At 74.1% G+C, this 19,865-nt stretch carries 16 protein-coding genes; 6 read left to right on the forward strand and 10 right to left on the reverse strand.

Annotated features, from left to right (window positions below; translation table 11 throughout):
* Positions 1 to 111: 111 nt before the first annotated feature.
* Complete coding sequence (locus tag ACZ470_RS01545) at positions 112 to 351, reverse strand: heavy-metal-associated domain-containing protein (protein ID WP_468423358.1); 240 nt, start codon at positions 349 to 351, stop codon at positions 112 to 114.
* A 241-nt stretch (positions 352 to 592) separates the two neighbouring features.
* Between ACZ470_RS01545 and ACZ470_RS01550 the strand changes: the two genes are divergently transcribed.
* Positions 593 to 1,636, forward strand: coding sequence for a zinc-dependent alcohol dehydrogenase family protein (locus ACZ470_RS01550; protein WP_468423360.1), 1,044 nt, complete (start codon positions 593 to 595; stop codon positions 1,634 to 1,636).
* Between the two features lie 21 nt (positions 1,637 to 1,657).
* Here ACZ470_RS01550 and ACZ470_RS01555 read toward each other — a convergent pair whose 3' ends face one another.
* Entirely contained in the window at positions 1,658 to 1,858 is a 201-nt protein-coding gene (locus ACZ470_RS01555; protein WP_468423362.1) for a helix-turn-helix transcriptional regulator, read from the reverse strand.
* 270 nt (positions 1,859 to 2,128) lie between these two features.
* Complete coding sequence (locus tag ACZ470_RS01560) at positions 2,129 to 2,650, reverse strand: hypothetical protein (protein ID WP_468423363.1); 522 nt, start codon at positions 2,648 to 2,650, stop codon at positions 2,129 to 2,131.
* Between the two features lie 552 nt (positions 2,651 to 3,202).
* Here ACZ470_RS01560 and mmsA point away from each other — a divergent pair.
* From mmsA to ACZ470_RS01580, 4 genes are all read left to right on the forward strand, one after another.
* Positions 3,203 to 4,705 (forward strand): CoA-acylating methylmalonate-semialdehyde dehydrogenase, encoded by a 1,503-nt coding sequence (mmsA, locus tag ACZ470_RS01565; protein ID WP_468423365.1) that lies wholly within the window; start codon positions 3,203 to 3,205, stop codon positions 4,703 to 4,705.
* A gap of 131 nt (positions 4,706 to 4,836) precedes the next feature.
* Complete coding sequence (locus tag ACZ470_RS01570) at positions 4,837 to 7,491, forward strand: alpha/beta fold hydrolase (protein WP_468423367.1); 2,655 nt, start codon at positions 4,837 to 4,839, stop codon at positions 7,489 to 7,491.
* Positions 7,488 to 8,384 carry an ABC transporter permease gene (locus tag ACZ470_RS01575; protein WP_468423369.1) on the forward strand — a complete coding sequence of 299 codons (897 nt, stop codon included), beginning with the start codon at positions 7,488 to 7,490 and terminating at the stop codon, positions 8,382 to 8,384. Before ACZ470_RS01570 ends, ACZ470_RS01575 begins: the two co-directional genes overlap by 4 nt.
* Before the next feature lie 163 nt (positions 8,385 to 8,547).
* Positions 8,548 to 9,486: a chaplin gene (locus ACZ470_RS01580; protein WP_468423371.1), complete on the forward strand. Its 939-nt coding sequence runs from the start codon at positions 8,548 to 8,550 to the stop codon at positions 9,484 to 9,486.
* A gap of 106 nt (positions 9,487 to 9,592) precedes the next feature.
* Here ACZ470_RS01580 and ACZ470_RS01585 read toward each other — a convergent pair whose 3' ends face one another.
* Both ACZ470_RS01585 and ACZ470_RS01590 read right to left on the reverse strand, forming a co-directional pair.
* On the reverse strand, positions 9,593 to 10,858 hold the full coding sequence (locus tag ACZ470_RS01585) for an NAD(P)-binding domain-containing protein (protein WP_468424034.1): 1,266 nt from the start codon (positions 10,856 to 10,858) through the stop codon (positions 9,593 to 9,595).
* 2 nt (positions 10,859 to 10,860) lie between these two features.
* On the reverse strand, positions 10,861 to 12,114 hold the full coding sequence (locus ACZ470_RS01590; RefSeq protein ID WP_468423373.1) for a carboxylate--amine ligase: 1,254 nt from the start codon (positions 12,112 to 12,114) through the stop codon (positions 10,861 to 10,863).
* 170 nt (positions 12,115 to 12,284) lie between these two features.
* Between ACZ470_RS01590 and ACZ470_RS01595 the strand changes: the two genes are divergently transcribed.
* Positions 12,285 to 13,637 carry a glycoside hydrolase family 26 protein gene (locus tag ACZ470_RS01595; RefSeq protein WP_468423375.1) on the forward strand — a complete coding sequence of 451 codons (1,353 nt, stop codon included), beginning with the start codon at positions 12,285 to 12,287 and terminating at the stop codon, positions 13,635 to 13,637.
* Between the two features lie 29 nt (positions 13,638 to 13,666).
* On the opposite strand, the gene ACZ470_RS01600 is transcribed toward ACZ470_RS01595, so the two are convergent.
* The 5 genes from ACZ470_RS01600 to ACZ470_RS01620 all read right to left on the reverse strand — a co-directional run bounded on the left by ACZ470_RS01600 (position 13,667) and on the right by ACZ470_RS01620 (position 19,859).
* Positions 13,667 to 14,317 (reverse strand): YveK family protein, encoded by a 651-nt coding sequence (locus ACZ470_RS01600; RefSeq protein ID WP_468423377.1) that lies wholly within the window; start codon positions 14,315 to 14,317, stop codon positions 13,667 to 13,669.
* Positions 14,318 to 14,368: 51 nt separating this feature from the next.
* Positions 14,369 to 15,505: a glycosyltransferase gene (locus ACZ470_RS01605; protein ID WP_468423379.1), complete on the reverse strand. Its 1,137-nt coding sequence runs from the start codon at positions 15,503 to 15,505 to the stop codon at positions 14,369 to 14,371.
* A gap of 1 nt (position 15,506) precedes the next feature.
* Positions 15,507 to 16,271, reverse strand: coding sequence for a polysaccharide deacetylase family protein (locus ACZ470_RS01610; protein ID WP_468423381.1), 765 nt, complete (start codon positions 16,269 to 16,271; stop codon positions 15,507 to 15,509).
* A complete protein-coding gene (gene murJ, locus ACZ470_RS01615) occupies positions 16,255 to 17,784 on the reverse strand; it encodes a murein biosynthesis integral membrane protein MurJ (RefSeq protein WP_468423383.1) in 1,530 nt (509 codons plus the stop codon). The genes ACZ470_RS01610 and murJ overlap by 17 nt, the downstream gene beginning before the upstream one ends.
* A gap of 725 nt (positions 17,785 to 18,509) precedes the next feature.
* Positions 18,510 to 19,859: an O-antigen ligase family protein gene (locus ACZ470_RS01620; protein WP_468423385.1), complete on the reverse strand. Its 1,350-nt coding sequence runs from the start codon at positions 19,857 to 19,859 to the stop codon at positions 18,510 to 18,512.
* Positions 19,860 to 19,865 lie beyond the last annotated feature (6 nt).

The following is a 19,865-nucleotide window of genomic DNA, read 5'->3' on the forward strand; positions in this document are numbered from 1 at the left end:
GTCCGGGGCTCCGGGGACCTTCGGGGCTCCGGGGACGGTGGCGTGCCGGGCCGCATCGTACGAGTGGCCGCTGCGGCCCGGGTCACGCCGCGCGTGGGGGCGGGGGCCGGTTCAGGCCTTGCCGACCAGCTCGAAGCCTGCCTCGTCGACGGCGGCGCGGACGGCCTCCTCGTCGAGCGGGGCGGCGGAGACGACGGTCACCTCACCGGAGGAGGCGACCGCCCGCACCGAGCTGACACCGGCGATCTGGGAGATCTCGCCGGAGACGGAACCCTCGCAGTGTCCGCAGCTCATCCCGCTCACCTTGTAGACGGTGGTGACGGAACCCTGGGTGTCGGTCTGGGAGGTCATGTCGTTACTCCTCGTCGGGGCGTGGGTGGTGCTGGGTGGGGTGATGCGGGCCCGTACGGGCCATGGGGGCGCGTAGTGTTCCCCGTACCACCCACACTATACCCCTAGGGGGTATTAATCCACGACAGTCGGAGACCAGTTCCCCGTCGTGCGGTGGTCGAGGCCGCCCGCGACACAGTCGGAGCCCGGGGATAGCGTTCCGGCGGAACGGTGATTTCCGGAACGGAAGGCGGGACCGGTCATGCGGGCGGTGGTGTTCGAGCGGTACGGGGAACCGGCCGAGGTGCGGGAGGTCGCGGACCCGGAGCCGGCGGAGCACGGCGTCGTGGTCCGCGTCGAGGCGACCGGTCTGTGCCGCAGCGACTGGCACGGCTGGCAGGGCCACGACCCGGACATCGCCCTGCCGCACGTCCCCGGCCATGAACTCGCCGGGACCGTCGAGGCGGTCGGCGCCCGGGTCACCGGCTGGCGGCCCGGGGACCGGGTCACCGTCCCGTTCGTCTGCGCCTGCGGTTCCTGCCCCGCCTGCGCGGCCGGCGACCAGCAGGTGTGCGAGCGCCAGACCCAGCCGGGCTTCACCCACTGGGGTTCCTTCGCCCAGTACGTGGCGCTGGACCACGCGGACGTGAACCTGGTCGCGGTGCCCGACGGGATGAGCTTCGCGACCGCCGCCTCCCTCGGCTGCCGTTTCGCCACGGCCTACCGGGCGGTGGTGCAGCAGGGCCGGGTGGCGGCGGGGGAGTGGGTCGCCGTGCACGGCTGCGGAGGGGTGGGCCTGTCGGCGGTGATGATCGCGGCGGCGGCCGGGGCGCGGGTCGTCGCCGTCGACGTGTCGCCGGGGGCACTCGACCTGGCGCGGAAGTTCGGTGCCGTCGAATGCGTGGACGCGGCGCTCGTGGAGGACACGGCCGGGGCGGTCCGCGACCTCACCGGCGGAGGCGCCCACCTCTCCCTGGACGCCCTGGGCGCACCCGTCACCTGCGCCGCCTCCGTCAACAGCCTCCGTCGCCGGGGCCGGCACGTCCAGGTCGGCCTGCTGCCCTCACCGACGGGCACCACGCCCGTCCCCATGGCCCGCGCCATCGCCCTGGAGCTCGAGATCCTCGGCAGCCACGGCATGGCCGCGCACACCTACCCGCCGATGCTGGAACTGGTCCGTGCCGGTGTGCTCCGCCCCGATCTGCTGGTGACCTCCACCATCGCCCTGGAGGCGGTCCCGCCCGCCCTCGCGGCCATGGGTACGGCGGCGGGGGCGGGCGTGACGGTCATCGAGCCCTGGAGCTGAACCGGCGGTTCCGGCCGGGGGTCAGCTGTTGTTGCGCCCCCGGTTGCCCGGACGGCGGGCGACCCAGTTCCGGATGGTGTCGGGACGCCAGTAGGGCTTGCCCGCCTCCACATGGTCGGGTGGCGGCAGCAGACCGTGCTTGCGATAGGAGCGGACGGTGTCCGGCTGCACCTTGATGTGGGCGGCGATGTCCTTGTAGGACCACAGCGTTCGGTCGGTCATGTTCGCACCTCCCCGCGCACCGCGGTGACGGCCGGGGGCGGCCGTCAGGGGGAGCCGGGTGCGCGTTGGTGATCAGGCAGGGGTTGTGCCCGGTGAACGAGGCCCGGCGGCGGCGGGTCAGTGGCTGTGCGCCGGGTGTGACGGAAGGCCCGCGCACGCGTGACGCCCGTGACACCACGGGAGTGTTTGTGACGGGACTGACGCACAGGCGCACCCCGGCTCACCGGCGGGGCGCGTTGACATCCCGGGCCTCCTGTGACGACGCGCGCGTCACTGCCGTACCAGGGACTCCACTTCCGCGGCGGACTCCGGGGCCAGCCGGTAGATGCCGTGCACGCTCACCGCGCTGCGCAGTTCGCCGTCCACCACGTGCTTGATCTGCCGCTCGCCCCGCTGCGACCGGTAGGTGAGCCGGGCCAGGAGGTCCGGCGGGACGGGGCGCTCGAAGGTGAGCGGGCTGCCGGGCGGTCCGACGACGACCTCGCTGACACAGCCCGCCTTCAGCGGTTTCCAGTGGACGAGCCGGAGGTAGTCCTCCATCGCCAGTGCCTCGCCCGCCCTGTCGTAGTCCAGGACGCGTCCCACCTCCATCGCCCCGAGCACCCACAGCCGCCTGCGGAAGACCCGGACCGGATGGATCACGTCACCCGGGCGCACCCCGGCGCGTATGAAGCTCGGCAGCGACTGGTGCGGCCCGCCGAACATCACGGTCAGGCGCTCACCCGCAAAGCCCTCGCGGGCAAGGGCCTTGCACAGGTCATTGGTCCACAGGGCGGTGTACGCGTTCGGCATGCCACCGCACGGTAGCCGCGGGCACTGACAACGGGGTCCGGAGCGACCCCGCCAAATCTCGTCCGAATGTCCGGACAAAACATTGACAGGGCTTCACGCCCGGGGCTAGAAACCGGGGGAGAGCCGTAGGAGCCGGAGCGCCGGCGAGCCGTACGAAGGGGACGCGATGGCGTACGACGTGATCATCCCCGGGCGTGGAGTGCTCCCCGGCGATGCCACCCCCGACCACCCGCACGTCCACCGGGGCGCCACCGCCGGCGCCCCGGCACCGAACGCCTCCGGCGCGGGAGGCCGCTTCGCTTTGGCAGGAGCGAAGTGCGAGCGACGACTCCCCGCCCGCCGCGGCCCCGCGCCGGAGGTTCCGCCGAGGTCCCATGTGTCTATGCGCGGACCGGAACGACCGACACTGTGTCGGGCCCGTCCGGCCGCCCGGACCTGGTGGGATGGACGGGTGACCGGGACCGCGGCGTGTCCGCCCGCGGCCGGGGCGCATGAGCTGTACGAACGGCACGTCTCCACCCGTCGCCGCCATCTGTGAAGGAGTTCTCGGTCATGACGAAGATCGTCAACCACTGGATCGGCGGCAAGACCGCCGAAGGCGCCTCGGGTACCTACGGGCCGGTGACGAACCCGGCGACCGGCGAGGTCACCACGAAGGTCGCCTTCGCCTCCGTCGAGGAGGTCGACGCCGCGGTCGCCGCCGCCAAGGAGGCCTACCTGAGCTGGGGCCAGTCCTCGCTGGCCACCCGCACCTCGATCCTCTTCAAGTTCCGCGCGCTGCTCGACGCCCACCGCGACGAGATCGCCGAGCTGATCACCGCCGAGCACGGCAAGGTGCACTCCGACGCCCTCGGCGAGGTCGCCCGCGGCCTGGAGATCGTCGACCTGGCCTGCGGGATCAGCGTGCAGCTGAAGGGCGAGCTGTCCACGCAGGTCGCCAGCCGCGTCGACGTGTCGTCCATCCGCCAGCCGCTGGGCGTGGTCGCCGGCATCACGCCGTTCAACTTCCCGGCGATGGTGCCGATGTGGATGTTCCCGCTCGCCATCGCCTGCGGCAACACGTTCGTGCTGAAGCCGTCGGAGAAGGACCCGTCCGCCTCGATCCGCCTCGCCGAACTCCTCTCGGAGGCCGGTCTCCCCGACGGCGTGTTCAACGTCGTCCACGGCGACAAGGTGGCCGTCGACCGCCTCCTCGCCCACCCCGACGTCAAGGCGGTCTCCTTCGTCGGCTCCACCCCGATCGCCCGCTACATCCACACCACCGCCTCCGCCAACGGCAAGCGCGTCCAGGCCCTCGGCGGCGCCAAGAACCACATGCTGGTCCTGCCCGACGCCGACCTCGACGCGGCGGCCGACGCGGCCGTCTCCGCGGCCTACGGCTCGGCCGGTGAGCGCTGCATGGCGATCTCCGCGGTGGTCGCCGTCGGCGCGATCGGCGACGAACTGGTGGAGAAGATCCGCGAGCGCGCCGAGAAGATCAAGATCGGCCCCGGCGACGACCCCACCTCCGAGATGGGCCCGCTGATCACCAAGGTCCACCGCGACAAGGTCGCCTCCTACGTCGCCGGCGCGGCGGACGAGGGCGCCGAGGTCGTCCTGGACGGCACCGGCTACACGGTCGACGGCCACGAGAACGGCCACTGGATCGGCATCTCCCTGCTCGACAAGGTGCCGACGTCCGCCAAGGCCTACCAGGACGAGATCTTCGGCCCGGTCCTCTGCGTCCTGCGCACGGACACCTACGAAGAAGCCCTCGACCTCATCAACAGCTCCCCCTTCGGCAACGGCACCGCGATCTTCACCCGGGACGGCGGCGCCGCCCGCCGCTTCCAGTTGGAGGTCGAGGCCGGCATGGTCGGCGTGAACGTGCCGATCCCGGTCCCCGTCGGCTACCACTCCTTCGGCGGCTGGAAGGACTCCCTCTTCGGCGACCACCACATCTACGGCAACGACGGCACGCACTTCTACACCCGCGGCAAGGTCGTCACCACCCGCTGGCCCGACCCGGCCGACGCCCCGACGGGCGTCGACCTGGGCTTCCCGCGCAACCACTGAGCCGGACGGTCCGGCGCCGCCGCGTACCACGGACGCGGTACGCGGCGGGGCCCCCGTACGCCGTCGGGAGGTGGTCAGGTTCGGTCTGCGGTCGACAACTTGGTGACAGGTTCACCCCGTACCGTTGACGCATGGATCTTCGACTGCCCGGAGCGCGGTGGCCGCGGTTGCGGTGGACGCGACGGGTCACCGCCGCCGCGGCCGCCGTCGTCGTGCTCGCCGGCGCCGGTACGTGGACCGCCGTCGCCTCCGACGAGGCGCCCCCGGTCCGCCGCGCCGACCGGGTCATGGCCATGGACGACGGGGTGCGCATCGACACCTCGTACTTCACCGCCGGACCCGACGGCCGCCGACCCGCCGTGCTCCTCGGGCACGGCTTCGGCGGCAGCAAGGACGACGTGCGGGAGCAGGCCGAGGACCTCGCCCGTGATGGGTACGCGGTCCTCACCTGGTCCGCGCGCGGCTTCGGCGAGTCGACCGGGAGGATCGGGCTGAACGACCCGGAGGGCGAGGTCGCCGACGTCTCCCGGCTCGTCGACTGGCTGGCCCAGCGGCCCGAGGTCCGGCTCGACAAGAAGGGCGACCCGCGCGTGGGCATGGCCGGCGCCTCGTACGGCGGTGCCATCGCCCTGCTCGGCGCCGGGTACGACGACCGGGTCGACGCCATCGCCCCGGCGATCACCTACTTCGACCTCGCCGACGCGCTGTTCCCGAACGGCGTCTTCAAGAAGCTGTGGGCGGGTGTCTTCATCAACTCCGGCGGCGGCTGCGAGCGGTTCGAGCCCGCGCTGTGCGCGATGTACGAGCGGGTCGCCGAGTCCGGCACCCCGGACCCCGAGGCGCGCCGCGTCCTGGAGGAACGCTCGCCGTCCGCCGTCGCCGACCGCATCGACGTGCCCACGCTCCTGACGCAGGGTCAGTCCGACTCGCTGTTCCCGCTCGGCCAGGCCGACGCCGCCGCGAAGGCGATCCGCGCCAACGGCGCCCCGGTCGAGGTCGACTGGATCGCCGGCGGGCACGACGGCGGCGACCTGGAGAGCGACCGGGTGGAGCAGCGCGTACGGAACTGGTTCGACCGGTACCTGAAAGGCGACAAGGGCGCCGACACCGGCCCCGCCTTCCGTGTCACCCGCACCGGAGGCGTCGACTCCACCGACGGCCGGGCCGTGCTGACCGGCGCGAGCGCCGACACCTACCCGGGGCTGACCAACGCCGGCAGGACCTTCCCGCTCACCGGGCGCGAGCAGAGCTTCGCCAACCCGGCCGGCGCCAACCCGCCCGCCGTGTCCTCCCTGCCCGGCCTCGGCGGCTCCGGCGGACTCGCCCAGCTCTCGTCGCTCGGCGTGGGCATCTCGCTGGACTTCCCGGGCCAGTTCGCCCGCTTCGAGTCCGCCCCGGTCGGCGGCGACCTGCGAATCACCGGATCGCCGACCGTCACCGTGCGGGTGAAGTCCACCAGCGACGACGCCGTCCTGTTCGGCAAGGTGTACGACGTCGGCCCGGACGGACGGCAGCAGGTGCTGCCCTCCCAGCTCGTCGCCCCGGTCCGCGTCGAGGACGCCCGCTCCGGCAAGGACGTGACGCTCACCCTCCCGGCCGTCGACCACGAGGTCCAGAAGGGCCACCGCCTGCGCCTCGTCCTCTCCTCCACCGACCTCGGCTACGCCTCCCCGGCCGCCCCGGCGACGTACACCGTCTCCCTCAAGAGCGACCTCACGGTGCCCACGGCACCGGGCGTGACCACCGCGGCGGCCCCGCTGCCCGCGTGGGTGGTGTGGCTGCCGGTCGCCGGCGCCCTGATCGCGCTCGCCCTGCTGCTCACCGGACGCCGCCGCACCACCGCCCCGGCGCCCGACCCCGCACTGGCCGACGTCCCGCTCCAGATCACCGGCCTGAGCAAGCGCTACTCCCGCTCCTCCGACCGGTACGCCGTGCAGAACCTGTCGTTCCGCGTCGAGAAGGGCCAAGTGCTCGGACTCCTCGGCCCGAACGGCGCGGGCAAGACCACCACCCTGCGCATGCTGATGGGCCTCATCAAGCCGGACGGCGGCGAGATCCGCGTCTTCGGCCACGCCATCCGCCCCGGCGCCCCCGTGCTGTCCCGGGTCGGCGCGTTCGTCGAGGGCGCGGGCTTCCTGCCGCACCTGTCCGGCCGGGAGAACCTGGAGCTGTACTGGCGCGCCACCGGGCGCCCGCCCGAGGACGCGCACCTGGAGGAGGCCCTGGAGATCGCCGGTCTCGGCGACGCGCTCGCCCGCGCGGTGCGCACCTACTCCCAGGGCATGCGCCAGCGCCTCGCCATCGCCCAGGCCATGCTCGGCCTCCCGGACCTGCTCATCCTCGACGAGCCGACCAACGGCCTCGACCCGCCGCAGATCCGCGAGATGCGCGAGGTGATGATCCGGTACGCGGCGGCCGGACGCACGGTGATCGTCTCCAGCCATATGCTGGCGGAGGTCGAGCAGTCCTGCACCCACCTCGTCGTGATGGACCGCGGGCAGCTGGTCCAGGCCGGTCCGGTGCACGAGATCATCGGCTCCGGCGACACCCTCCTCGTCGGCACGGTCACGCCCGTGGAGGAGCCGGTCGCCGAGAAGATCGCCGCGCTGCCCGGCGTCGCCTCGGCCGTCCGCACCGACGAGGGGCTGCTGATCCGGCTCGACACCGACGGCACCGCCCCCCGCCTGGTCGCCGAACTGGTCCGGCTCGAGGTGCCCGTCGCGTCGGTCGGCCCGCACCGCCGCCTCGAGGACGCCTTCCTCACCCTGATCGGAGGTTCCGCATGAGCACGCTCACCGAGCGAGCCGAGCCGGGCGGGCAGGCCGAGCCCGTAGAGGTCGCCGCCGGCTACCGCGCGGGCCGCACCCTGCCCCTCCGGGTGGAACTGGTCCGCCAGCTCAAGCGCCGCCGCACCCTCGTGATGGGAGCGATCCTCGCCGTCCTGCCCTTCGTGCTGGTGATCGCCTTCGCGATCGGCGGCACGCCGGACGGCGGCCCGGAAGGCAACCGCGTCAACCTGATGGACACGGCCACCGCGTCCGGCGCCAACTTCGCCGCCGTCAACCTGTTCGTGTCCGCGGGCTTCCTGCTCGTCATCCCCGTCGCCCTGTTCTGCGGGGACACGGTCGCCTCGGAGGCCGGCTGGTCCTCCCTGCGCTATCTGCTCGCCGCGCCCGTGCCCCGGATGCGGCTGCTCTGGTCCAAGCTGGTCGTCGGACTGGCCCTCAGCCTCGCCGCGATGGTGCTGCTGCCCGTGATGGCGCTCGCCGTCGGCACCGCGGCCTACGGCTGGGGCCCGCTCCAGATCCCCACCGGCGGCGCGCTCGACCCCGGCACGGCGGCCCAGCGGCTCGTGGTGGTCGTGGCGTACCTCTTCGTGTCGCAGCTGGTCACCGCCGGGCTGGCGTTCTGGCTGTCCACCCGCACCGACGCCCCGCTGGGCGCGGTGGGAGGCGCGGTGGGCCTGACCATCGTCGGCAACGTCCTGGACGCCGTCACCGCCCTCGGCGACTGGCGGCACTTCCTGCCCGCGCACTGGCAGTTCGCCTGGGCGGACGCCATCCAGCCGAGCCCGGAGTGGTCCGGCATGATCCAGGGCGCGTCGGTGTCCGTGACGTACGCGCTGGTGCTGTTCGCGCTGGCGTTCCGGGGGTTCGTCCGCAAGGACGTGGTGTCCTGACGCCCGGACCGCGCTCGGCCCCGCCCCGGGGGTCGCGCGGTCCAACCGGGTGAACCTGCGCAACCGATTCCGCCGAGTCGGGTTGATGAAGAAGTAGGCCATGCGGCAGCGGAGGGCCAGAACGCGTGGCCGCTCCCATTCTTCAAGCAGGAAGACAACCACATTGCGACAGACCCTGAGCAGGGGAGTGTTCGCGGCGGCCGCCGCCGCCACGGGCATTCTGTCCCTGTACGGAACCCCCGCCCTCGCCGACTCGTTCGCGGGGGGCGGTGCCGAGGATTCTCCCGGTGTGCTGTCCGGGAACAACGTGCAGGCACCGGTCGAGGTGCCGGTGAACGCGTGCGGCAACAGCGTGAACGTGGTCGGGGCGCTCAACGAGGCCTCCGACAACACCTGCGTCAACGGCTCCGACAAGTCCGGGCACGGCGACTCCCGTGACGGCGCGCACGCGGTCGGCGGCACCAAGGGCTCGCCCGGCGTGCTCTCCGGAAACAACGTGCAGGCGCCGGTCCACGCCCCGGTGAACCTCTGCGGCAACAACGTCACCGGTGCCGGGGCGCTCAACGAGGCGTCGGACAACACGTGCGTCAACGGCTCCCACGGCGAGGAGAAGAAGTCCGCGGACCGCTCGCACACCGGCTCCTCGCACACCGAGTCCTCCTACGGTGACTCCTCCTACGGCGACTCCTACGGCGACTCCGGCGGTGCGCACGCGGTGGGCGCCGCCAAGGGCTCGCCCGGTGTGCTGTCCGGGAACAACGTGCAGGTGCCCATCCACCTCCCGGTGAACGTGTGCGGCAACAGCGTCGACGTGGTCGGCCTGTTCAACGGCGCCTACGACAACACCTGCGTCAACGACGGCGGATACGGCAAGGAGGACGAGCCGGAGAAGGAGACGCCGGCTCCGCCCACCCAGGTCAGGACGCCTCCCACCCACGAGGTCGAGGAGCCCCCGGCCGAGGAGGAGGAAGTGCCCGGCAACCCGCCGCACCTCGCCGAGACCGGCACCGACGGCCTCATCGCCGCCTCGGCGGCCGGCGCCGTGCTGATCACGGGCGGGGCGATGCTGTACCGCCGCGGCCGACTGGCCTCCCGCCGGTAGCCCACCCCGGATGCCGGGCCCACCCCACCCGGCATCCGGCCCTCCACGACGACGCGTCCCCCGGACCGATCAGGTCCGGGGGACGCGTCGTGTCGTCGTACGCCCGTCAGCCGCGCACCGGCGCCGGCGCCCCGCTGCGGCCGGCACCGCCCGGAACGGGAACCGTCCCGAGCGCCGGGGTCGCCCTCAGCCGCCGGCGCACCCCCTGCACCAGCGTCGACGCCGTGAACGTCGCGCCGTGCACGAAGCGCATCGCCGGACCGAACCCGGACGCCGTCACCAGACCCGCCAGGAACAGCCCGGGGTGCGAGGACTCGAAGCTGTGGCCGAGCGCCGGGGAACCGTCCGGCAGGACCGCCAGCGTCCCGCGCAGCTCGGCGGAGAGCAGACCGAGCCGGTCACGGTGCGCCTTGAACCCGGTGGCGGCGATGACGTGTTCCGTCTCCAGGGAGCGCCGGGAGCCGTCACGCCCCGTCAGGTCGAGACGCAGCCCGCCCGGCACCGCGGCCGCCGCGGTGACCTCGTGGCCCGGCAGCAGGTCCACCGCCCGCTCCACCCGGTCCCGCACCCACCAGGCGCCCGCCGGACCCAGCGCCGTGGCCGCGACGCGCGACCGGGTCGCCTCCGGCAGCCGCCGGAACAGACCGGGACGCTCCGAGTAGAACCAGTTCCGCCAGCCGGGGCCCAGCCCGCTGTGCGGTGAGCGGACCGACTGCCACCAGGGCCGCTCCCAGGCCGGCGGCACATCGTTCCAGCGCAGCCGGTCCGCCCGCGCCAGCACCCGTACCCGGGTGCCCTGTTCGGCGAGGAGCGCCGCGGTCTCCAGGGCCGCCTGGCCGCCGCCGATCACGGTGACGTCCTTGCCCTGGAAGTGCCCCAGGTCGTTGTGGTGGCTGCTGTGCGTCACCAGCGTCGGGTGCAGTCCGCGCAGGGCCGGCGGCACCTCGATGAACGGCATCACCCCGATCGCCAGCGCCACCGTACGCGCGTGCAGCGCCTGCCCGTCCTCGGTGACCGCCGTGAAGCCGTCCGGGCCGGACGACACCCGGGTCACCGTGCGCTCGTCCACCTCCGGCACCGCGTTCCGGGCGAACCACAGGCCGTACGACGCGAACGCCTCCACCGGGATCGGGTGCGCGTGCCGCGCCGGCAGGCCCTGCTCGGCGCAGTACGCGTCCAGCCGCCACTGTCCGGCCGGGTCGGAGAGGTTGGACGCCCACGGCTCCGACTTCAGGAACATGCCGGCGGGCATGTGGTCCCGCCAGGACGCCATGGGCCGGCCGAACACCCGCAGGTTCAGTCCGGCGGCCGCGGCGTGGGACGCGATCGACAGACCGTACGGACCGGCGCCCACCACCAGAAGGTCGTACATCATCAGCTGCTCGCTTTCTCGTTGTCGGTCAGGGAGGGTGCGGCCGCCCGGGAGGCCGGGCGGGGCGCCGGTACGGGAGCGGCGGTGACGAGCCGCTGCCGCAGCCGGCCGGACACATGGCGGGCCCACAGCGCCCACATCGCCCATCCGGGGACGCGGTCGTCCCGGGCGTACCAGGCCAGTTCGCGTCCGCCGGGTGCCGTGCGCAGCGCGGCGAACGGCGCGTAGTTCTCCACCACGAACGACCGCCCGGCCACCGGAAGCCCGTCCGGCAGCGGACGGCCGGTCAGATCCAGGTGCAGGGCGCGTACGACGTCCAGTCCCGCGCTGTCGGCGAAGAGCCGGAACTGGGCGCCGGGACGCGGGTTGAAGTCGAGGAGGTGGTAGCGGCCCGTGCTGCCGCAGCGGCGGAAGTCCAGGTCGAGGACGCCCCGGTAGCCGAGGTGGCCGGTGAGCCGTTCGGCGAGCGCCCGCACCTCGGCGTTGGGCGTCCAGTGGCCCACCGCCGTCAGTCCCGCCCCGCGCGGCCAGGACAGCTGCTTGCGGCCCGGCCCGCCGGCGCGCACGGTACCCGAGCCGTCGGCGTACCCGTGGAAGAACCAGTCCCGGTCCGGTCCGGGCGGCAGATACGCCTGGAGCAGCAGCGGACTGCCCGCCTCCGCGGTGCGCGCGTGCAGTTCGCCGGCCTGTCCCGCCGTGTGCACCAGCTGGGTGCTGCGCAGTCCGCTGCCGGCGGGCAGCAGCCAGGGCCGGCTCCACTTGGCGACCAGCGGCAGTCCGAGCCGCCGCGCGTCGTCGACGGCCCGCGCCGGGCTGTCCGGGACGAGCGTCCACGGGTGCGGAACGTCCGCGGACCCGCACACGGCGGCCAGTTCCGCCTTGTCGGCGACGCGTTCGGCCAGCGCGGCGGGCAGCGCGGGCAGCAGATAGGACGGCGCGAGGTCCTCCCGGAGACGTGCCGCGGCGATCGCGGTCGCGTCGTCCAGCGGGATCAGGACCGCCGGACGTCCGACCCGGCCGGCCACGCGGCGCAGCACGGCGAGGATCTCGTCCGCCGACGCACCCGGGCGTGGCGGGGAATGCAGCCCGTGCGCATAACGCGAGCGGTGGACGGGACTTCCCGTGACATCGGCGACGACATGCACCTCCACTCCCGCCCGGCCGAGCGACCGCACGGCCCCCAGCGTTCCGTGGTGAAAGGGATTCCGGTCGGTCCGCAGCAGAACGGCGGGGACACGGGTGTCGAGCAACGACACGAATTCTCACTTTCCTCTGGTACCGGCTCACCCGCACGGGCGAGCCGGGCACTCGAAAGCCGCAATGACATTGGCACGGTCGTATTTCCTGTGCCTGACTTCATATGACTGTTCGTCACGATCGAGGACGTCGGGCAGAAGGCGGACGAGAGCGAGAAGAGGAGCAGCCAATGGCCCCACAGCACAGGCGGGTCCGGGCCCGCGGGACGGCCGTGGGCGCCGCGGCGGCGGTCGTCGTGTCGGCCGCCCTGGCGGCCGGTCCCGCGGTGGGGGCGGCGCGAGCCGACTCCCGTCCGGCGGTGCCGGTCGCGGCGGAACCCGCGATCCCGCGCGCGGTCCCCACCATCCCCGCGCTCCCGGAGATCCCCGCGCTTCCCGCGGTCCCCACCCTCCACACGCCGCCCGCGGCTCCCGGCGGCGTGGCCGCCGACGCCCCGTCGGTCCCCGCACCGGCCCTTCCGGCACCGCACCGGGGCGTCCCGGCCTTCGGCGCCTTCCTCGCCTCCGACGCGCGCGGTGTGGCGCGCATGGAGCAGCTCAGCCGCTGGCTGGGCGGCGCCGAGCTGCGCGTCGGCCACACCTACCTGCCCGGCAACCACTGGAGCGACATCGAGGGCGACATCGGCTTCCTCGAGTCGTGGGCGCACTGGCGCAACGCCAGGGACGACCGGATGCTCGTCCTCAACGTCCCCCTCCAGGAACGCAACGAGGAGGGTGTCTCCGACGACGAGGTCCGGCAGCTGCTGCGGCGGGGCGCGGCCGGGGAGTTCGACCATCACTTCCGGGCCCTCGCCGAGCGGCTGGTCGAGCTGAAGGTGCCGGACACGGTCCTGGTGCTCGGCTGGGAGATGAACGGCGTCACCTACACCCACCGGTGCGGTCCCGACCCCGAGTCCTGGAAGAAGTACTGGAACCGGATCGTGCGGACCATGCGGGCGGTGCCGGGCCAGAAGTTCCGGTTCGACTTCACGCCGAGCCGCGGCCGGGACGCCGTTCCCTGGACGGAGTGCTACCCGGGGGACGACACGGTCGACGTCATCGGCATGGATTCCTACGACCAGCCGGCCGGGCGTTCCTTCGACGAACAGGTGAAGGAGCCTTACGGACTCCAGGCCCACGTGGATTTCGCGAAGGCCCACAAAAAGCCGATCTCCTATCCCGAATGGGGGCTCTTCCGCAACGGCGACAATCCCGAATACATGCGGCGCATGCTCGCCTGGATCGACAAGCACAAACCGCTCTACAACACGATCACCGACTACTGCCCGCACGGGGTGTGGCAGTGCGACGACAACCCGGACTCGTCCCGGGTCTACCGCTCCGTCCTCTTCGGCCGCACGCACGGGGCCGACCCGGACACCACACCGGATGCCACTCCACAGCCGACTCCCGCACCGAGCACGCCCGAGGCGCCGCTGCCGCCGGAGAACTGCTCGCCGCTGGACCTGGGCCGGTGGGTGGAGTACTGGCTCGGCGGGAAGCTCTGCCTGCGCTTCGACTGGTGGTCGCGCACCGGCGGGTGACGGCGCCGCCCCGGCCGGGTTCACCGCCGTCACCGCTGTGCGTCGGCGGCGGTGGCGGGGCCCGGCACCGAGGCGGCGGGCGCGGGGTCGTCGCCCCGGCCGGGCCGCCTCGGCCGCGCGAGCAGGGCCAGGCCGCCCAGCAGCCCGCCCGCGCTCGCCCCCACCAGCGAGGTCACCTCCGACGACGCGGACGCCGGTTTGCCCGGCTTCACCGCACGCGAGAACTGCACCAGCCGCACCTGGGTGCTGCCCTTGGTGTGCTCCGCGTGCCGGGTCAGCGCGCGCGAGACCGCGTTGGCCATGTCGACGGCCAGCGCGGGCCGCGTGGAGGTGGCGGTGACGGCGACCATCGGCGCGTCCGGCGAGGTCGCCGTGCGCACGCTGTCCCGCAGCGTCCGCACCGGCACACCGGCCCACACCTGCGCGTCGCCGAGCACCGCGAGCTGGGTGGCCACCCGGCCGTACGCCTGCGCGAAGCCGCGGGCCGCGTCCGGGGTCGCCTTGTCGGTCGGTACGGCGACGACGTAACTGGTGGCCGTGTACGCCGGCGGCGTGAGCAGGCCGTACGCGCCGCCCAGCAGACCGCCGACGAGCGTGCCTGCCACCAGCGCGGACCAGGGCGGCAGCCTCCTGAGACGGGCCAGGGACGGACGGAGCCGACGGGTCGGGGTGTCGGTCATGACGGGCTTGCTCCCTTTGGGTGCGGCTTTCGGTGCGGCTTTCGGTGCGGCTTACGGTGCGGCGGACGGCGACGTGCCGGCGACGGCCGCCGAGTACACGTCCATGAGGCGGGCTGTGCTGCGGGTGATGCTGTAGTGGTGCGCGGCCCGGCCGGGCGTGCGCGGGCCCGGGCCCGCCGCGCGGACCTCGGCGATCGCACGGGCGTACGCGGCGGGGCCGCCGCGCACCCGCCGGGCGCCGGCACAGGTCTCCGGGGGCAGGTCCTCGATCGCCGGGCAGGAGGCGTAGAGCACGGGCAGTCCCGACGCCAGCGCCTCCACGGCCGCCAGGCCGAAGGCCTCCTCCGCGGACGGGGCGGCGAACAGGTCCATCGCCGAGGTCAGCGAGGGCAGGTCGGGGCCGGGGGTGCCGTCGGGGACGCCGGGACGTTCCCCGGTGAACAGGATCCGCCCGGCCACGCCGGCCTCGTGGGCCGTGCGGCGCAGCATGTGCTCCTCCGGGCCGCCGCCCACCAGCAGCAGCCAGTGGTCCTCCGGGAGCAGGGCGAGGGCGTGGACGAGGACGTCGAACCGTTTGCCGCGGGCGAGCCGGCCGACGCCGCCGACGACGAAGGCCCCCTCCGGCAGGCCCAGGCGCCGACGGGTGCGTTCCCGGCGTTCCGGGTCGAAGCGGAAGCGGTCCAGGTCGACGCCGTTGGGGACGACCTCGATGCGGGGCGCGGGGACGCCCCACCGCTTCAGCCGGTCGGCCACCGTAGGGGAGACGGCGACCGTCGCCGAGCCGAGCCGCTCGCTCGCCAGATACAGCGCGCGCACCCCCGCCGTCAGCCTGCGGCCCTCCATCTGCGTGTCCCCGAGGGAGTGTTCGGTGGCGACGACCGCGCGGACCCCGGCGACCCGGGCGGCGAGCCGGCCGTAGACGCACGCCCGGTACAGATGCGTGTGCACCAGGTCGTAGCCGCCCGCCCGGATCACCTGGACCAGACGGGGGAGGGCGGCCAGATCGCGGTTGCCGCCCATGCCCAGATGCACCACGCGCACGCCGTCGGCGCCGAGCCCCTCGGCGACCGCGCCGGGGTTGGTGAGCGTCACCACGTCGCAGTCGACCGGCAGATGACGCAGCAGCAGCCGCAGCTGCTGCTCGGCACCGCCGACACCGAGGCCGGTGATGATGTGCAGCGCCCTCATCTCAGACGCCCTCCACCGGGCGCCGGCGCAGCCGGTGCAGCCGGAGCTTGAGGTGCAGCCGCCACGCCGTGTCGTTCTGCCCGACGTGCGCGCGCGGCAAGGCGTGCGGGCCGGTCAGCGGGCCGGGGTCGATGGCGCAGGCGTAGGCGTACCCCGCCTTCCGTACGGCCTCGACGGCACGCGCGTCGACCGTGCCGTACGGGTAGCAGAACCCGGCGGGCGCGGCGCCGGTCAGCTCCTCGAGCCGGGCGCGGCTCTCGGCGACCTCCGCCGTGAGCGTGGCGTCGTCGGCCAGGGTCAGGTCGACGTGGGTGAGTCCGTGCGAGCCGATCTCCACGCCCTCGGCGGCGGCCCGCCGGATGCCGTCCGCGGTCAGCAGCGGCTTGCGCGGGCCGAGCGGGTCCCAGGCGTTGTCGCCGCCGAGCCGTCCCGGCAGGACGAAGAGGGTGGCGCCGCAGTGGAAGCGGCGCAGCAGCGGCAGGGCGCCGGTGAGGAAGTCGGTGTACCCGTCGTCGAAGGTGAGGCCGACCAGCCCCCGGCCCCGGCCCTCGGCGCGGGCGGCGAGCAGCTCGGCGACGGACACGCCCCGCAGCCCGCGCCGGCGCAACCATGCCAGCTGCCGTTCGAGCCGCTCCGGGGTGACCGTGATGCGGTACGGGTCGTCCGAGCAGTCGCCCACCGAGTGGTACATCGCCACCCAGGGGACGGGGCCCGGGCGGGACGCGGGGAGTCTGCCGGTGTCGACGGAATCAACGGAAGCGGCCATGTGTGAGCCTTCGTGTGACGGTGCGTACGGAGCGCAGTGCGGACGCCGATCGATGGGCGCCCAGGACGGACAGGGCGAGCGGGAGGAACACGGCGGCCACGGCCGTACAGCCGGCCGCGAGGGCCGCCACCGGGGAGTCGAAGCGGCTCGCCGCGAACGCGCCGGTGGCGACGGCGAGGACCGAGGCGAGGACGGGCCGGCTCAGCTCGGCCAGCACCCCGCGGACGCCGATCGAGACGCCGGCGCGGCCCGCCGTGCGCAGCCCGGTCAGCAGCAGCACCGCCGTGACGGTGATGCCGAAGGCGTTGGCGGCGGCGATGCCCGCCACCCCCCAGCGGCCCACGGTGACGGCGCCGATCAGGGACGTCGCGACGATGCCGGCCGTCATCACGCCGACGGGGTACCAGCTGGGGCGGCCGGTCGAGAAGTAGCAGCGGACGAGGGCGCCCACCAGGGTCTGGCCCAGCAGACCGAGGGCGTACACGCGCATGACGTCCGCCGTCGCGGCGGTGTCCGCGGCGGTGAACGCGCCCCGCTGGAACAGCAGTCCGATCATCTGCGGGGCACAGGCGATCACGGCGCACATGCCCAGCAGCACCACGCAGGAGGCCAGCACCAGGTCCCGCTCCACCCGGGCGCGGGCCCGCCCGGTGTCGCCGTCGGCGAGCGCCCGCGCCACCACCGGGAAGGTGACCGTGCACACCATCAGCGACAGCGTCATCGGGATCTGGGCGACCTTCTGCGCGTAGTTGAGGTGCGAGATGGCCCCGGCGGGCAGGGACGACGCCAGGAACCGTTCGACGAGGACCTGCGACTGGCGGCACAGCGCGAACAGCAGCACGGCGGCGATCAGGGCCAGCCGCACCGGGCGTTCCTCGACGTCCGGTCCGGTCGCGGCGGGCGCCGGGGTGCGGGAGGCCAGTTGCCGCCACAGCGACGGCAGTTGCACCGCCACCATCAGACAGCCGCCCACCGCGACCCCGACGGCCGCGGAGCGCACCCCCCACTCGCCGCCGAGCAGGAACATCGCCGCGACGATGCCGGTGTTGTAGGCGACGTAGATCGCCGCGGGGGCGAAGAAGCGGCGGTGCGCCCGCAGGGCGGCGCTGCAGTACCCGGCGAGCCCGAAGGCGAGCAGGCTCATCGCGGTGAGCCGGGTGCAGTCGACGGCGAGCCGGGGGTCGGCCAGACCGGGCGCCAATGCCCGGACCAGGTACGGGGCACCGGCGGCGACCAGCGCGGCCACCGCGGCGAAGGCCAGGCACAGGCGGGGCAGGGTGGCCTTGACCAGGTCGCGCACCGGGTCGCCGGGGACGCCCCGGGCGCGGCGGGCCAGCGCCACGCTGAACGCCGGGATCAGCGCGATCGCCAGGCCGTCCTCGATCAGCAGCGTCGCGGCGATCTCCGGCACGGTCCAGGCGACCAGGAAGGCGTCCGTGTCGCTCCCGGCCCCGAACAGCCGCGCCAGCGACTGGTCCCGCACCAGCCCGAGCAACGACCCGGCGATGGACAACCCGGCCGCCCCCAACGCGGCCCGAGCGAGAAACCTCCGCGAAGCGCCACCCGACTCACCCCCGTCACCACACACCCCTGTCGCCGCACCCTCGACCCCGCTGCCCTGCACTCCCCGGGGTTCGACCACACCGGGCCCGCCGGTGGCGTCCCCGGGGAGTTCGGGTGTCGTGGGTCGGGGTCGACCCGTCGTGGGGCCGTCTGCCGTTGGTCGGCCGGGCGCGGGGGCGTCGGTCGTCGTGGGTGTGTCGGTGGGGCGCCCGCTGAGCCCGGGGTCTGTGGGTCGGGCGGGGCTGGGGGTGTGGGGTGCGTCGAGAGCCGGGCCGTCGGTGTGGGGTGCGGCCGGTGTGGGCCCGGTGGGTGCGATGCCGTCGGGCGGTGTGCCGGGCCCGGGCCCGCGGGACGTCGTGCGCGTGCCGGTGGCGCGCCCGGGGAGTCCGGGTGCCGTGGGCCGCGGTCGACCCGCCGTGGAGACGTCTGCCGTCGGCCGGCCGGGCGTGGGCGCGTCGGTCGCCGTGCGTGTGCCGGTTGGGGGGCCGGTGAGTCCGGGGTCTGTGGGCCGGGCGGGGTCGGGTGCGGCCGGTGTGGATCCGGTGGGTGCGATGCCGTCGGGCGGTGTGCCGGGGCCGGGGCCCGGTCCGCCCGTCGTGGGCCGGGCAGGTCCGTCGGTTCGGAGTCCGCCGGGGCCGGGGCCCGCGGGCCCCGGGGTCTGGGAAGGCACCGCCGTCATCGTGTCGCCGCCTCCTCGACCCGCTCGGCTGATCCGTCACACCGGGCGGCGTGGGCCGGTTCGGCGGTGGACAGCGCCCACCACGCCGTCAGGCCCAGGGCCATGCCGGTCAGTACGGTCGAGGGGCCGCCGATGTCGCCGTACACGAAGTCGGTGAGCAGCCAGAGCAGCAGGCCGACGGCGACGAGCCCGCAGTCGAGGCCGGGACCGCCGCGGCGCGCCCGCGGCAGCCGCCGCAGCGCGCACACCAGCAGCGCCGACCAGCCCCCCGCGAGGGCCAGCAGCCCGATCAGGCCCTGCTCGCTCAGCACCAGCAGATACATGCTGTGCGGCGACAGCAGCGCCTGCTTGTGGTACTCCTCGCCCGCCCCCTCGATGTCGCTGCCCGAGGACAGCGCCAGGGTCGCGTGTCCGTCGCGGTACTCGGGGAAGCCCTTCAGCCCCACCCCGGTCAGCGGGTGTTCGCGCCACATGCCGGTCGCCGCCGACCACAGGGTGTACCGGTCGACGACGGACTGGTCGGGCGTGCCGGCGACCTCCGTGATGCTGTCGATCCGCTCCTGAAGCATCGCCGTACCGACCCCGAACCCGCCCATCAGGACGACGCCCGCCGCCACGACGGCCGCCGCCACCTTCAGCGCGCGCCGCAGCCCCGCCAGCGCCAGCTGCACCGAGCAGGTCAGCGCGGTCGCGATCCAGGCGCCCCGGCTGAAGGAGAGCGCCAGCGGCAGCACCAGAACCAGGGCGCACCCGGCGGCGGCCGCCCGCTGCCGCACCGGTGCCCGGCCCAGCGCGATCCCGGCCGCGCACACCACGCCCAGCGAGACCGCCGTCGCCATGCCCATCACGTCCGTGGCTCCGAAGGTGCCGACCGCCCGGATGGTCTCGCCCTGGTAGGAGGCACCGGTCCCGGTGACGTACTGACGCACCCCGACGGCCCCCTGCCACAGGGCGAGCCCCACGAACGCCCAGGCCAGCACCCGGAAGTCGGCCCGTCCGCGGAGCAGCACCAGCACGGCGGCCGGGACGAGCACGAAGACCTGGAGATAGCGGGACAGGCCGTCGAGTGCCGCCTGGGGCGAGGCCGCCCCCATGGCGGCGAGCGCCAGCCCCACCACCGGCAGCCCCAGCACCACCGCCGCGACACGCGACAGCGGGCGCCGCCGCTCCCGCAGCAGCAGGATCACGCAGTACCCCACGGCCAGCGCGGACACCACGTCGGCGGGCCCCGCGCCGTCCCCCGTCGGCGGCAGGCCCGCCAGGGCGACCACCGCCACCAGCGGCAGGACCGGCGCGAGCGCGGCGGCCCGGCGCGGCAGCGGCAGGAGGGCGTGGGCGTGGCTCACGTGTCG

Source organism: Streptomyces sp. NPDC031111 (assembly GCF_055570675.1).